The following is a 12,797-nucleotide window of genomic DNA, read 5'->3' as shown; positions in this document are numbered from 1 at the left end:
GCTAAGAACATGCAGAACATGCAGAACATGCAGAACATGCAGAACATGCAGAACATGCAGAACATGCAGAACATGCAGAACATGCAGAACATGCAGAACATGCAGAACATGCAGAACATGCAGAACATGCAGAACATGCAAATGCATCATCTATTGCGTCACGTGCTGCTTCTGCGCAGTTTCCTGTTGATCATAAGCGTGAACATGGTGGACAGATTTATCAAGCGACTGAGATAGACAATCGATGGCTCAATAATGCCGATGGCAGTGGAAGTTTAAAGACCGAAATTGAGAGTCGAATCGGGACCGATGAAAATAAGCTCTTTATCAAACTACATGCCGATAAAGCAGAATCTCAAGATGCTGATTATGCGGCTCAAGTGATGTATAGCCGTATGATCTCCGACTTTTGGGATGCGCAAATTGGCGCACGTTATCGGGTCGATGAACATCAAGTGATGGACAAGGAACAGTTTGATGCTGCGGTGGGTCTGCATGGTCTGGCACCGTATTTCTTTGAAACTGATGCTTATCTATATCTTGGTACAGATAATCAGGTCAGTTTTTCTTTAAAAACCGAACGTGATCTGCTGCTGACGCAAAAACTGATTTTAAAACCGTATCTAAACCTAGATGTGGTGCTGAGTGATGATTCTGCCTATGCACAAAAAACAGGACTCAGTTCTGTATGGCTAGGGCTAGAAACACGCTATGAAATTAATAAAAAGTTAATGCCATTTATCGATGTTGCTTACAGCTACGAAAAAGGAAATCAGCATACGGCATGGCAAGCTGAAACTGGAAGTGAAAAACAATGGTGGTATGGCGCAGGACTTCGTCTGAAGTTCTAATCGGCCAATAGACCAAATAAAGAGGGCATCATCAATAGGTTTTGGTGATGCTTTTTTTTTATGTCTGAATCTATCCTTTGAACAGACATGCCATGTTTTGGTGCAATTCATCTGCACAAGTTTTTTCCTTAACTGAATAACGGCCTAGATTTGGTCAAAAAATGTAAAGAATGCACTAAAATTCAGCATATTTGCTATACTGAGACGATATTCGGAGGAACGACCTCCCTTACATCTTTGTTCAAAGCCAGTAAGAAAAATCGTCAGGACGACCTGACTCTACTAATATGGAGGAAGGCATCATGGCCTGGGTTGTTCTAGTATTCGCTGGTATTTTTGAAATCGTTTGGGCCTATTCGATGAAGCTCTCAGAAGGCTTTACAAAACTTGGCCCAAGTTTAGTCACTTTATTTTTTATGATCCTGAGCTTTGGTTTATTGGCCTATGCCATGAAAACGTTGCCTCTAGGAACGGCTTATACCATTTGGACAGGAATCGGCGCGATTGGCTCTTTCCTCGTGGGTATTTTTATACTCGGTGAGCCTGCAACTGCCATGCGGATGTTAGCCGCAGTACTGATCATTTCTGGTCTAATCTTGATGAAATTATCTTCAAGTTAATATGTTCTAAAGCACAGCGGTCATTGACCCCTGTGCTTTTTTTATGGGTAAAAATATGGCTTGGGTTTTATTAATTGTAGCGGGATTGCTTGAGGTAGTCTGGGCATATTGTATGAAAGTCTCTGAAGGCTTTAGCAAACTGACGCCAAGTATTTTGACCATTGTTTTCATGATCGCAAGTTTTGCTTTATTGTCTTATGCAATGAAATCCTTACCGCTGGGTACAGCCTATACAGTATGGACAGGCATTGGTGCAGTGGGTTCATTTATCCTCGGCATCGTTGTATTGGGTGAGCCTGCCAATGCCATGCGTATGCTAGCTGCGGTCCTGATTATTTCAGGACTAGTCTTGATGAAATTATCGTCCTCCTGAATAATGAAGTGTTGCGATTTTGAGCTTGGAGTATGTCATGCAACTTTCTTATCAGTTTTTAGATTCACCCGTTGGACAATTAAAACTTGTTGCACATGAAACCGCATTGGTGGCTGTTCTTTGGGAAAATGAAAACCCTAATCGTGTGCGATTGGCGGCTTTGGTTGAAGATCTGCAACACCCGATTTTGCTCAAAACCGCACAGCAATTAAATGAATATTTTGCAGGTAAAAGACAGCAATTTGACTTGCCGCTAGACTTTGAAGGCACCGCATTTCAGCAACAAGTTTGGCAAGCTTTACTGACGATTCCTTTTGGAGAAACTCGCAGTTATAAACAAATTGCAGAGCAGATCGGCAATGTCAAAGCCGTACGTGCTGTCGGTGCAGCCAATGGTAAAAATCCAATTTCAATTATTGCACCTTGTCATCGTGTCGTGGGCGCAAATGGAAAATTAGTGGGTTTTGCGGGTGGTCTAGAAAATAAAGAAATATTGTTAAAAATTGAGAAATTACAATAAAATAGAAAATATACTTATTTAAAATAATGAATCAAATTAATGAATATTTCTCAAATCTTTGCACCCTTCATTTCGACGTTGTGGTGGCTAATTCCATTGTTACTGATTGTGGGGGCAATCAAAGCATTTAAACCTTATTTAAAGGGGAAAATGGGGGAGTTTGCTGTCGCCGTTCATGTCAAACTTTATTTGAAAGACCATTATATCTTGTTAAATGATTTGACCTTACCAGATGGCGAAGGAGCTACAACTCAAATTGATCATCTTCTTTTAAGCCCATTTGGTGTGTTTGTGATTGAAACTAAAAACTATAAGGGCTGGATTTTTGGGAGCGAGAGACAAAAACAATGGACGCAAAAGATTTATAAAAAAAGTTTTAAATTTCAAAATCCAATTCACCAAAATTATAAACATATGAAAGTGTTAGAACAGGTGTTGAGCGATATTGTGGATAAAGACAATATGCATTCTGTGATTGTTTTTATGCCTGAAGCAGTGTTTAAAACAGAGATGCCGTCGAATGTATTTCGGGGTACAGCTTGGGTGGACTATGTTCAAACCTTTCAGCAACCCGTGGTCTCTGAAATGAAACTTAAACGAATACAGTTGCGTTTAGAAAAAGAAATTTTAGAAAAATCGTGGAAAACAAATCGACAGCACGTTGAAGATTTAAATCAACGGCATAATTCATAAACTTCCTGTATGCTGTGGATGGTGAACAGTATCTGACTGATAAAAATAGACGGACAATAACAATGAACGACACGCTTCAACATCTTTATGAATCGACTTTAGATCATCCTGAGCAATACCAAGACTTTTATCAGCAACTTTTAGCCAGCCAAGTGTATTGTCTGGGTGAGCGTGATGCTGAGCAGCATTTACATTTTCAATTGATGGAAAAGGAGCAGGGCGAGCAAGCCATTCCATTCTTTCTGAGTCTTGCGATGCTTCAACAGGATGTTGGCGCAGACGCAGAATTTGTCATGATCAGTGCTGAAAAATTGTTTGCCATTACCAAAGGCGCAAGCTTGGTGATGAACCCGACTTCGGAACATCCGAAAGAGTTTTTGGCAGATGAGATCGATGCAATTTTAGAGTTTGCCAAACAACAAAGCCTTTGAACACTGTAGGTGTAATCAAAGGCTCTGCGGCTACGCTGAGATAGCTGTTTTCACACTTTTTCGTTTTCATATTGGGCGATGTGCTTTAAAACTTACATACCGGCTTTGAGTTTTTGCACGATTTCATCAAGTGGTTTGACACGTTTTACTTCATCCCAAAGGACTTTGGCTTCTGGATAGTGCTTCGACATCATGCCGAGCCATTGTTTATAACGACCGACCATATTCATTTCTTTTTTATACGAACCGTTTAAGAAACGAATTTGTAAGCCAAGCAGTTCATGCCATGTAATCAGCGGCTCATCGGTATTACGACGAATACACTGTGTAATGTCAGGGGTGGTCACCGCAGCACGACCAATCATCAGGTCTTCACAACCAGATTCGAGTTGGCATTGTTTGGCATCGGCATTGTTCCAAATTTCACCGTTGGCAATCACGTTAATTTTCAATGCTTCACGAATGGGTTGCAACTGATCCCAAAAGGCAGGCGGGGTATAACCATCGGCTTTGGTTCGCGCATGGACTGTAACCCATGCGGCACCCGCATCTTCGATGGCATGCGCATTTTCCATGGTGAAGTTATGATCCATATAACCCAAACGCATTTTTGCCGATACAGGAATATGACTCGGAACAGCATCACGCACAGCTTTGACTAACTCATACACCACTTCTGGTTCATCTAGCAGAACTGAACCACCACGGTGGCGATTGACGGTTTTTGCAGGACAACCAAAGTTCATATCAATCGCAGGTGCACCAAGTTCTACTGCGCGTACAGCATTTGCCGCGAGCATGGTCGGATTGTTACCTAAGAACTGCACATGAACCGGTGTTCCTGCTGCAGTTTTGCCGTCATTGTTCAGTTCGGGACAATAACTATGATAAATATGGTCGGGCAGGACAGAGTCCGTGACACGGATAAACTCGGTTACACACCAGTCAAAACTCCCAACATGCGTCAACACATCTCGCATAATTGGGTCGGTTAAGCCTTCCATCGGCGCAAGAACAAGTTTCACGGTCACACAGCCAAAAATTGAAAAACGGAGTTATACGTGGTTTTGAAAGGGATGTCTAGGTTTTGTGCTTCTGGTGATGCGGAATACGAAATCACAAGATTTTATGTAATTATTTGGTGAAATTAGGACCAAAGTCGTAAAGTCTTGACTGACATAAAACTTAAACAATAAAATGAGTAAATACAGATGGATAGTAATAATAAGAAGATGGCTTTTACTGTTGTTTTTTAATGGAATCAACAACATATACTGTGCTTGAATCTTTTAAGATTTCATGTATGATGGCTGCAACTAGAAAAAAAGTATTGTTTCGTAAATTTTCTTTAAGTATCGCAGTGTTAGTCATAATCCTTCGTTTTTTACAGAAATGAAGTTCAATTCTTTATTATTTTCCAAGTTATAGTCAGTCATCATCCAATGGCTAAATCAACAAATTAATAGGTATTATTATGTCTAATACAGTTACTGGTACAGTTAAATGGTTCAACGAAACTAAAGGTTTCGGTTTTATTGCACAAGACAACGGTCCTGACGTTTTTGCTCACTTCAGCGAAATCACTGGTTCTGGCTTCAAAACTTTGCAAGAAGGCCAAAAGGTTTCTTTCAGCATCGCTCAAGGTCAAAAAGGCCCGAATGCTGTAAACATCGTTGCTCTATAATTTAGACGTAATGAAAAAAAAGCGCTGTATAGCGCTTTTTTTATGCCTGTTATTTCTGTGTGAATAATCAAGCTATAAAAAAAGAGAGCCTTAGCTCCCTTCGTAATAAAACTTACTTCGTAATAAAACTTAAAATCGTTTCATCGTCGACTTAGCGGCCTAAAACCATTTCTAAAATAAACTTAGAACCAATAAAGCCGACTGCCAAGAGACAAAAACCAATGATGGTAAAGCGAATGGCTTTTTGACCACGCCAGCCGAATCGATAATGCCCAATGAGCAAGGCACCATAGACGAACCATGAAATGATGCTAAAGGCAGTTTTATGCGCCAAATGCTGTGCAAAGAAGTTATCGATGGTGAAGAAACCAAACCCAAGTGCCACGGTCAGTAGTGCAAAACCAGCAATCAATAAGTCAAATAGTAAAGATTCCATGGCTTGGAAGGATGGAAGAAGGCTCACCCATACACGTTTTTTCTGTTTGTTTTTCAGTTCACGGTCTTGTAAACGCAAAATAACCGCTTGAATAGTTGCCATCAGCAGGACGGCATACGCGGAAAGTGACAAGATGATATGGATGTCTAAACCCAGTGAATGTTGTTCTATAAATTGATTTTGTCGACTAAATGCAAAGCCTAAAATCAACCCCGTCGCTGCCACAGGAATACCCAACAGGTTCATTGCCAGCACAGGTCGATAGGTACTAAATAACACACTGAGCAATAGCATGAGACCTGAAGTAAATGACATCAGGTTGAACACGTCATAGTTCACACCCATAGGCGTCAACATGTCGTTATATAAAACACCTGCATGCAATAACATGCCTAAACCAAGTACAACACCAATAAACCAATGGTTCGGCGCACGTTTAGACATTAAATGGCTGAATAAATACCAAAAAGACGTGGTATAAGCGATTAATGCTAGGATCGTGTAAACCAAGGGGAGACTGATCATGTCAAACCTTTTTCAGGATGTTGAATATTCATTTATATAAATTCTGCAAGAACTAAAGTATCCTATAGCATTCTATGCATAAATTTTCTATTTTAAGAAACAATTTTTTGCTCATGGCTATTTTAAGCGGATTTTGCAATGTTTGATACCTTAACAGAACGACTCACGCAGAGTTTAAGAAATGTTACTGGCTCAGGGCAGCTAACCGAAGACAATATTAAAGATACGTTACGCGAAGTACGTATGGCACTTCTTGAAGCCGATGTTGCGTTACCTGTAACTCGTGAATTCATCGCGAAAGTTAAGGAAGAAGCATTGGGCCAAGAAGTGATGACTCAGTTATCACCGGGGCAGGCTTTCGTCAAAATCGTTCATGACGAATTGACCAAAATGATGGGTGAGGCGAATGAAAGCCTAGACCTAGCGGCAAAACCACCAGTTGTTGTGCTTCTTGCAGGTTTACAAGGTGCGGGTAAAACAACCACTGCGGCAAAACTTGCACGTTTCTTACAAGAACGTCAAAAGAAAAAAGTAGCAATGGTGTCTGCCGACGTTTATCGTCCAGCAGCGATTAAACAGCTACAAACAGTTGCGGGTGAAGTTGGCGCGATTTTCTTTGAATCTAGCGCAGACGAAAAACCGATTACCATCGCAAATCGTGCGATTGAGCAAGCAAAAATTCAATTTGCTGATGTCTTGATTGTCGATACAGCAGGTCGTTTACATGTAGACGACGAAATGATGGATGAAATTAAAGAGCTTCATGCAGCGATTAAGCCGACTGAAACATTGTTCGTGGTTGATGCCATGACCGGTCAGGATGCGGCGAATACGGCAAAAGCCTTTAATGATGCCTTGCCTTTGACGGGTGTGATCCTGACAAAAACGGATGGTGATGCACGTGGTGGTGCAGCACTTTCTGTTCGTGCTATTACTGGCAAGCCGATTAAATTCTTGGGTATGGGTGAAAAACTCGATGCCCTAGAGCCATTCCATCCTGAACGTATCGCACAGCGTATTTTGGGTATGGGTGACGTACTTTCTTTGGTCGAAGAAGTTGAACGTAAAATCGACAAAGAAAAAGCCGAAAAAATGGCGAAAAAACTGCAAAAAGGCGGTAGCTTCAACTTTGAAGATATGCTGATGCAGTTTGAACAAATGAACAAAATGGGCGGCATGATGGGCTTCCTGGATAAACTTCCAGGCATGAGCAACTCAGGGATTCAAGATGCAATTGCACAAGCAAATCCTGAAAAGCAAGTGAAGAAAATGGAAGCGATTATTCAATCGATGACCATTAAAGAACGTCGTAACCCAGACTTGATGAATCCAAGCCGTAAAAAACGTATTGCAGCAGGCTGTGGTATGGATGTTGCGGAAGTGAATAAACTCATTAAGCAACATGCGCAAATGGCGAAAATGATGAAGAAGTTTGCCAACCCAACAGGTATGGCAAAAATGATGAAATCATTGGGCAATATGCAAAAACAATTTGGCGGCGGTGGCATGGGTCCATTGTTCGGCAGTAAAGATCCGAAGTAATTTGGACTTAAAAAAAGGCGCATTCAGCGCCTTTTTTTATGGCTGAAATTTAACGAGACTGTACGCTCAAGCAAAGTGATCGAGTGCATTTGATAGCAAGTACTGGATGAGGGAATCTGGCTATACGAGCCGATAGATACCGAACTGAGCTAAATCATTACAAAAAGATGCCAAATTGACATTGAGAGCGTGTAGGTGGCAGGTTTAAAACAGAGGTGAAAATTTGCCGAACTGCAAATTGAAAGCTTCACTAAAAATAATCACCTAGAATAAGAATCAAATCATGAATACACCGCATACGCCAGAAAGCCAAAAGATCTATATTGTTCATGGTCATGATACTTCGCCGAATGATCATTGGTTTCCTTGGTTGGGACGAAAGCTGCAAGAAGCAGGACATTATTCTCGACGCATCGTGATGGCAAATGCGGCACAACCTGATTTTGACCATTGGCAGAAATTTCTAGCGTTGCAAATGCCAGATTTGGATGAAAATACCATCGTGATTGCACATGGTTTGGGGTGCTTAACCACGCTGCATTATCTCAATCAATATTTTGAACAGCATAGCACACGGATTAAAGCGGGCGTTTTTGTGTCAGGTTTTAAAAGTAGTTTACCGACACAGCCTGAATTAACCGCATTTATTCAACGTGCAAAAATGGATAGCGGTGTTTTACAGACCTATATGCCGATTTGTATCAGTCTGATTTCATCCAATGATCCAATCGTGCCGCCACCGGTTGCGATTCAATTGGGCAATTTTATAAATGCACAAATTTATGAAGTGAAAGAAGCAGGGCATTTCACAGCAAAAGATGGCTTTTCTGAGATTCCACAACTGTGGCACGTGTTAGAGCCGATTTTAACGGCTTAGGTAGGTTTTGAGCGCGTGTTTTATAGATCGCGTGTTTTGTCGATAAGGGATTTAGTGAAGACTGAGATTACAATCATGCAATTGGTGCAATTGAAGAGAAAAAAGGCGCAATCTGCGCCTTTTGTTTGTTCGATTTGTTGATAGATCAGTCGAGTTCTAAAGCAACACGTTCACGAATGTCGTCAATGTCATCATTGGCTTCGCGACCATCTTCCTGCCATGCTTTATAAGCACCAACATATTCACCATCGGTATCGACGACATATTCAGCCGCAATTTTTCCTGAGGCATACCATAAGCGATAGGCGTCATTGCCATTTTCATCGACTTTATACGCTGCGCCACGTTGTCCTGTTGGATAAAACTCTTCGCCTTGGATGCTCACGCCATCTTGGTTCACAAAGGTAGATTCTACTTTGCCATTTTTGCGATAAAGCGTTACCGGACCTTCGATGTCACTGCCACTGAAACTAAATAGTTTCATCGGATCTTTAACCCAAGCAGGTGAGGATTGAGGGGTTTTGGTTTCTTGGTAAAAATCTTGAACTAAAAAATCACCTGTGGCATTACGACCTAAAAGTACACGGTAATAGCCGTCTTGGACTGGGGTCATGTAATAACTTGAGTCAATATACGATACGCAGCCGCAGTAATCAGGATTATCTTCATCTCCAAAATAGCCCAAAACTGCTTCAGAGGTGCTGAGCTGAGATTTGATTTCGGCAGGGATTTTAGAGTTGGCTAGATTTTGTGTGGTGGTACAACCGCCGAAGAATAATGTAGAGGCGAGCAGGCTTAAACCCAGTAAATTCTTAAATTTCATATCTATACTCTTCGTCTTATATTCTATCTTGAAAGACATTTTTAAATTATAAAGTTGCTGATGTATCTGTCGATCATCGCAGGCTATTGTAATTCCTTGGACGAAAAAAGGTCATGAATCGCGATACAATTTGTAACCACGCTTATATGAAATGACCATCAATAAAAAAGCGTGATCACCATTGGTCATCACGCTTTCACAGTTTGCTATCAAAAGATGGCTAAATTACACGCCATTTACATAACTTTGTAGGCCTCGAAGCAGCAAATCTGCTTCGACAGCTGGCTGATATTGTTCTAAATAGCGTGCAAATAGCGCAGCATCGCCACCGGTTAAAATCAACTGACTTGGATATTTGTCGAGAACCTTTTCAATGGTGCTGACCAAGCTGAGCAAGATGCCATGATGAACAGCGTCTATGGTGTTTTTACCAGGAGACAGCTCATCAAAGGTGGCATCTGGAATTTTAATGCCTTTGGTGTTTTGGATGAGCGAATCACGTTGCAAATACAAATTTGGCAAAATATAGCCGCCTAAATGTTGTAAGCCATCCGTTAAGTCAATGGTGAGTGCCGTGCCACAGCTAATGACACAGTATTTTTGTGTAGGGTCTTTGACCACAGCCAGCATTTGCAGCCAACGGTCGATCCCGAATTTACTGGTGTCTTCATATGCACAGCGTAAGCCCGCATATTCGGCATGTACTTTGGCAATAGTGACAGGAACGGCTAAAAATTTAAGAATTTTTTGAATCCGATCATTATTTTTTTTGTCGAGTACCGAGGAAATCCCGACCTGACCTAAGTCCAAACTTTTAAAGTGCTGGATTAAACCGAGTAGGAGTTCGGCAGGCGACTGTAAATGCAGTTCCGCAGCATGCTCTATAATTTGATCGTGTTCGGTAATCCAGTATTTCAGCCGGGTATTACCGACATCGAGCCATAATTTTTTCATCAGTAGGCCTTTGCAATCCTGTTTTATGATTGATCTGCTAAACGTAAGCGACCTTGGAAATGATTTTCTAAGCGCTGCGAAGTTTGGATGTTGATCGAACCATCATTTTCAATACCGAGAAAGAGACCTTGGCTTTTGCCTTGCAGGTGTTCAAGCTCAACAGGCTGTTGCATAAATGCAGCATAATGGTTGAATCGTGCAGCGAGGTTATAGCAGTTATGATCGAACCATTCACCTGCAAGTTGAATCGCGGCATAGAGTTCAGCGATTAACTGTAAACGGTTTGGCGAGGGAAGTCCGAGTTCAGATAACGACGTTGCACGTTGCTCAATTCCTGTGGATGGAATCGGAAATAAGTTCATCCCAACGCCAACAATTGCTTGATGTGGCGAAATCGGTTCAATCAAAATCCCGCCCCATTTTCCTTGTGGACTATATAGGTCGTTGGGCCATTTCACTTGTAATACGAGATTCTGCAAACTAGGCATTTGTAAGATATTTAAGGCTATTTCGAGTGCAAGCCGCCCATCTATAGCTGTCTGTAAATTCAGCAATGTGCTTAAATAGATATTACCAACGGGTGAGACCCATTGATGATCGCGTTGCCCACGCCCCTGAGTTTGCTCTTCACTGCATACCAAAACATCTTGAATGCCTTTTTTGGCAATCTCACGGACATCGTCATTGGTCGATGTGGTAATGGGCTTCAGTAATAAAACTTCAGGCGGCTGAGGTACTGTGCTCAGCAATTGCTGTAAGTGTCTGGTCTCTAAATCCATTTGAATCTGAGAGTTGTGGAATAATATTGATGGAGTTAATCATATATTTACTGATTGGTGCAATCGCTGGTTTTGCTGCGGGGCTATTTGGTGTTGGCGGTGGCCTGATTATTGTGCCGATTTTATTCATCGTCTTTACCCAACTTCAGTATGACCCCAGTGTGATTATGCACATGGCAGTAGGCACGTCTTTGGCCACGATTATTGTGACCTCACTCAGTTCGGTTTCGGCTCATCATAAAAAAGGTGCAGTGCTGTGGAATGTCTTTCGGAATTTGGCACCGGGTTTGGTGATCGGTTCATTTCTCGGTGCAGGCATTGCAGATTATCTCTCAGGGCAGGGTTTGCAACTGTTAATCGGCTTTTTTGCAGTCTGGGTGGCCTTTAAAATGTTTCGCGGTGCTGCGACACCTGTCGATCCGAATAAACATTTACCCTCACAAGCCATGCAAATGGCAGCAGGCGGTGGCATTGGGATTGCCTCTGCGATCTTCGGAATTGGTGGTGGCAGCTTAACCGTCCCGTATTTGAATAAAAATGGCGTCATTATGCAAAAAGCAGTCGCAACGTCTGCTGCATGTGGTTTACCGATTGCGATTGCAGGGGCACTCGGCTTTATGTGGTTCGGTCATCAAGCCGATATCGTGGTTCCCAATACCATTGGCTATATCCATATTTATGCATTTATCGGGATTAGTGTAATGAGCTTCATCACTGCGAAATTGGGTGCGAAAGTGGCTCATATGTTGTCGCCATTTATGCTAAAGCGTTGTTTTGCATGTTTATTAACAACAGTCGGCTGCTATTTTATTTACCAAGGTGTGCAAGCCTTTGGCGCATGATTGTCCGTTTTGACTGAAAAAATTGGCTTTGTTGACACAAGATTGTCAGACAATGTCATGTTCAATTAGGTTGCTTATCGTTTCTAATGCAAATAGATTGAGTGTAAATCTGAACATTGCATCTTATAAAAAAAAGATAGGAACAGTATGCAACAACAAGAAGCGGACAGTTTGTCAGAACAAATTGCCAAACACATCGGTGAACAAATTATTCGCGGTGAGTTGGTCGAAGGCGAGCGTATTCAGGAACTCAGAATTGCGGCCGAATTGGATGTGAGCCGTGGCTCTGTTCGTGAAGCTTTATTGATTTTAGAACGGACCCAGCTCATTGAAATCTACCCGCGACGTGGCGCCTTAGTCTCTGAAATGTCGGCTTTACAAGTGCGCTCATTATTTGATATTGCAGCATTATTGTTGGGTCAAATTGTGCATCGTATGGCGGAAACGTGGCGCAGCCATGAAGCTGAGTGTATTCAGTTATTACTTGAACAATTAGACGTGGAAACTCGCCAAGGCAATACTGAAAAGTTTTATGATCTGATTTTTCAGGGCATGGCTCGTCAGCATGAAATGGTGGGAAATACCTACCTGATGCGTTATTACCAAGAATTGTTGCCATCACTCAGACGCAGTTATTTTCTGACACTGAATATTTCACGACGTGAACTACAAGAATCTTTTGATTTGTTTAAATTAGTGACTGATGCAGTTTTAATCAGAAAATCACATCAAGCCACTTTATTTATGGAAGATTTTTGTCGACACTTACGCAACCTTGTGTTGGAATCACTAACACGGATGAAACAAATCGAATTAGCGTGGGCGAGACGTTCACGCCGCTGATCAG

General features: G+C 41.7%; 17 protein-coding genes. 12 read left to right on the top strand and 5 right to left on the bottom strand.

What is annotated here, in order from left to right; translation table 11 throughout:
• The 7 genes from FTT94_RS16475 to FTT94_RS03555 form a co-directional block, all read left to right on the top strand.
• Positions 1-237, top strand: a 237-nt coding sequence (locus FTT94_RS16475) for a hypothetical protein (protein ID WP_218955977.1), incomplete at its 5' end; no start/stop codon positions are given.
• Positions 153-851 (top strand): copper resistance protein B, encoded by a 699-nt coding sequence (locus FTT94_RS03580; protein ID WP_180170241.1) that lies wholly within the window; start codon positions 153-155, stop codon positions 849-851. The genes FTT94_RS16475 and FTT94_RS03580, both read left to right, overlap by 85 nt.
• Before the next feature lie 302 nt (positions 852-1,153).
• A complete protein-coding gene (locus tag FTT94_RS03575; protein ID WP_078191168.1) occupies positions 1,154-1,471 on the top strand; it encodes a multidrug efflux SMR transporter in 318 nt (105 codons plus the stop codon).
• A gap of 55 nt (positions 1,472-1,526) precedes the next feature.
• Positions 1,527-1,844 (top strand): quaternary ammonium compound efflux SMR transporter SugE, encoded by a 318-nt coding sequence (gene sugE / locus FTT94_RS03570; protein WP_078191206.1) that lies wholly within the window; start codon positions 1,527-1,529, stop codon positions 1,842-1,844.
• 37 nt (positions 1,845-1,881) lie between these two features.
• Positions 1,882-2,364, top strand: a complete 483-nt coding sequence (locus FTT94_RS03565; RefSeq protein ID WP_168378519.1) for a methylated-DNA--[protein]-cysteine S-methyltransferase — start codon at positions 1,882-1,884, stop codon at positions 2,362-2,364.
• Positions 2,365-2,403: 39 nt separating this feature from the next.
• On the top strand, positions 2,404-3,057 hold the full coding sequence (locus tag FTT94_RS03560; protein WP_180048993.1) for a nuclease-related domain-containing protein: 654 nt from the start codon (positions 2,404-2,406) through the stop codon (positions 3,055-3,057).
• A 62-nt stretch (positions 3,058-3,119) separates the two neighbouring features.
• On the top strand, positions 3,120-3,488 hold the full coding sequence (locus tag FTT94_RS03555; RefSeq protein ID WP_180048992.1) for an SseB family protein: 369 nt from the start codon (positions 3,120-3,122) through the stop codon (positions 3,486-3,488).
• A gap of 92 nt (positions 3,489-3,580) precedes the next feature.
• On the opposite strand, the gene FTT94_RS03550 is transcribed toward FTT94_RS03555, so the two are convergent.
• A complete protein-coding gene (locus tag FTT94_RS03550) occupies positions 3,581-4,513 on the bottom strand; it encodes a tRNA-dihydrouridine synthase (protein WP_180106345.1) in 933 nt (310 codons plus the stop codon).
• A 449-nt stretch (positions 4,514-4,962) separates the two neighbouring features.
• Between FTT94_RS03550 and FTT94_RS03545 the strand changes: the two genes are divergently transcribed.
• Positions 4,963-5,172, top strand: a complete 210-nt coding sequence (locus FTT94_RS03545) for a cold-shock protein (RefSeq protein ID WP_067761877.1) — start codon at positions 4,963-4,965, stop codon at positions 5,170-5,172.
• Positions 5,173-5,323: 151 nt separating this feature from the next.
• On the opposite strand, the gene FTT94_RS03540 is transcribed toward FTT94_RS03545, so the two are convergent.
• Positions 5,324-6,133 carry an inner membrane protein YpjD gene (locus FTT94_RS03540; RefSeq protein WP_078191164.1) on the bottom strand — a complete coding sequence of 270 codons (810 nt, stop codon included), beginning with the start codon at positions 6,131-6,133 and terminating at the stop codon, positions 5,324-5,326.
• A gap of 138 nt (positions 6,134-6,271) precedes the next feature.
• Between FTT94_RS03540 and ffh the strand changes: the two genes are divergently transcribed.
• Together ffh and FTT94_RS03530 are read left to right on the top strand one after the other, a co-directional pair.
• A complete protein-coding gene (ffh, locus tag FTT94_RS03535) occupies positions 6,272-7,675 on the top strand; it encodes a signal recognition particle protein (protein WP_078191163.1) in 1,404 nt (467 codons plus the stop codon).
• A gap of 283 nt (positions 7,676-7,958) precedes the next feature.
• Positions 7,959-8,552 (top strand): alpha/beta hydrolase, encoded by a 594-nt coding sequence (locus FTT94_RS03530; RefSeq protein ID WP_180106352.1) that lies wholly within the window; start codon positions 7,959-7,961, stop codon positions 8,550-8,552.
• Between the two features lie 145 nt (positions 8,553-8,697).
• Here the strand turns inward: FTT94_RS03530 and FTT94_RS03525 are convergent, their stop codons facing one another.
• The 3 genes from FTT94_RS03525 to FTT94_RS03515 form a co-directional block, all read right to left on the bottom strand.
• Positions 8,698-9,375 carry a hypothetical protein gene (locus tag FTT94_RS03525; protein ID WP_180170238.1) on the bottom strand — a complete coding sequence of 226 codons (678 nt, stop codon included), beginning with the start codon at positions 9,373-9,375 and terminating at the stop codon, positions 8,698-8,700.
• Between the two features lie 225 nt (positions 9,376-9,600).
• A complete protein-coding gene (locus tag FTT94_RS03520) occupies positions 9,601-10,329 on the bottom strand; it encodes a type III pantothenate kinase (protein ID WP_180048988.1) in 729 nt (242 codons plus the stop codon).
• A gap of 23 nt (positions 10,330-10,352) precedes the next feature.
• The gene (locus tag FTT94_RS03515) at positions 10,353-11,108 is read right to left on the bottom strand and encodes a biotin--[acetyl-CoA-carboxylase] ligase (protein ID WP_180170237.1); all 756 of its coding nucleotides are present in this window, start codon (positions 11,106-11,108) and stop codon (positions 10,353-10,355) included.
• Between the two features lie 29 nt (positions 11,109-11,137).
• On the opposite strand from FTT94_RS03515, the gene FTT94_RS03510 reads away from it, so the two are divergent.
• Together FTT94_RS03510 and FTT94_RS03505 are read left to right on the top strand one after the other, a co-directional pair.
• Positions 11,138-11,950 carry a sulfite exporter TauE/SafE family protein gene (locus FTT94_RS03510; RefSeq protein ID WP_180008514.1) on the top strand — a complete coding sequence of 271 codons (813 nt, stop codon included), beginning with the start codon at positions 11,138-11,140 and terminating at the stop codon, positions 11,948-11,950.
• Positions 11,951-12,097: 147 nt separating this feature from the next.
• The gene (locus FTT94_RS03505; RefSeq protein ID WP_180170236.1) at positions 12,098-12,793 is read left to right on the top strand and encodes a GntR family transcriptional regulator; all 696 of its coding nucleotides are present in this window, start codon (positions 12,098-12,100) and stop codon (positions 12,791-12,793) included.
• Positions 12,794-12,797 lie beyond the last annotated feature (4 nt).

It is taken from the genome of Acinetobacter sp. YH12027, from assembly GCF_013420085.1.
GTDB lineage: Bacteria > Pseudomonadota > Gammaproteobacteria > Pseudomonadales > Moraxellaceae > Acinetobacter > Acinetobacter amyesii.
Note: the sequence above shows the minus strand (reverse complement) of the source record. Positions and strands in the feature narration are given on the sequence as shown.

Coding starts and splice junctions, on each gene's coding strand:
- FTT94_RS03575 (WP_078191168.1), top strand. CDS start 1,154: ATGGCCTGGGTTGTTCTAGTATTCGCTGGTATTTTTGAAATCGTTTGG.
- FTT94_RS03525 (WP_180170238.1), bottom strand. CDS start 9,375: ATGAAATTTAAGAATTTACTGGGTTTAAGCCTGCTCGCCTCTACATTA.
- FTT94_RS03510 (WP_180008514.1), top strand. CDS start 11,138: ATGGAGTTAATCATATATTTACTGATTGGTGCAATCGCTGGTTTTGCT.
- FTT94_RS03540 (WP_078191164.1), bottom strand. CDS start 6,133: ATGATCAGTCTCCCCTTGGTTTACACGATCCTAGCATTAATCGCTTAT.
- FTT94_RS03515 (WP_180170237.1), bottom strand. CDS start 11,108: ATGGATTTAGAGACCAGACACTTACAGCAATTGCTGAGCACAGTACCT.
- FTT94_RS03565 (WP_168378519.1), top strand. CDS start 1,882: ATGCAACTTTCTTATCAGTTTTTAGATTCACCCGTTGGACAATTAAAA.
- FTT94_RS03555 (WP_180048992.1), top strand. CDS start 3,120: ATGAACGACACGCTTCAACATCTTTATGAATCGACTTTAGATCATCCT.
- ffh (WP_078191163.1), top strand. CDS start 6,272: ATGTTTGATACCTTAACAGAACGACTCACGCAGAGTTTAAGAAATGTT.
- FTT94_RS03530 (WP_180106352.1), top strand. CDS start 7,959: ATGAATACACCGCATACGCCAGAAAGCCAAAAGATCTATATTGTTCAT.
- FTT94_RS03520 (WP_180048988.1), bottom strand. CDS start 10,329: ATGAAAAAATTATGGCTCGATGTCGGTAATACCCGGCTGAAATACTGG.
- FTT94_RS03560 (WP_180048993.1), top strand. CDS start 2,404: ATGAATATTTCTCAAATCTTTGCACCCTTCATTTCGACGTTGTGGTGG.
- FTT94_RS03505 (WP_180170236.1), top strand. CDS start 12,098: ATGCAACAACAAGAAGCGGACAGTTTGTCAGAACAAATTGCCAAACAC.
- sugE (WP_078191206.1), top strand. CDS start 1,527: ATGGCTTGGGTTTTATTAATTGTAGCGGGATTGCTTGAGGTAGTCTGG.
- FTT94_RS03545 (WP_067761877.1), top strand. CDS start 4,963: ATGTCTAATACAGTTACTGGTACAGTTAAATGGTTCAACGAAACTAAA.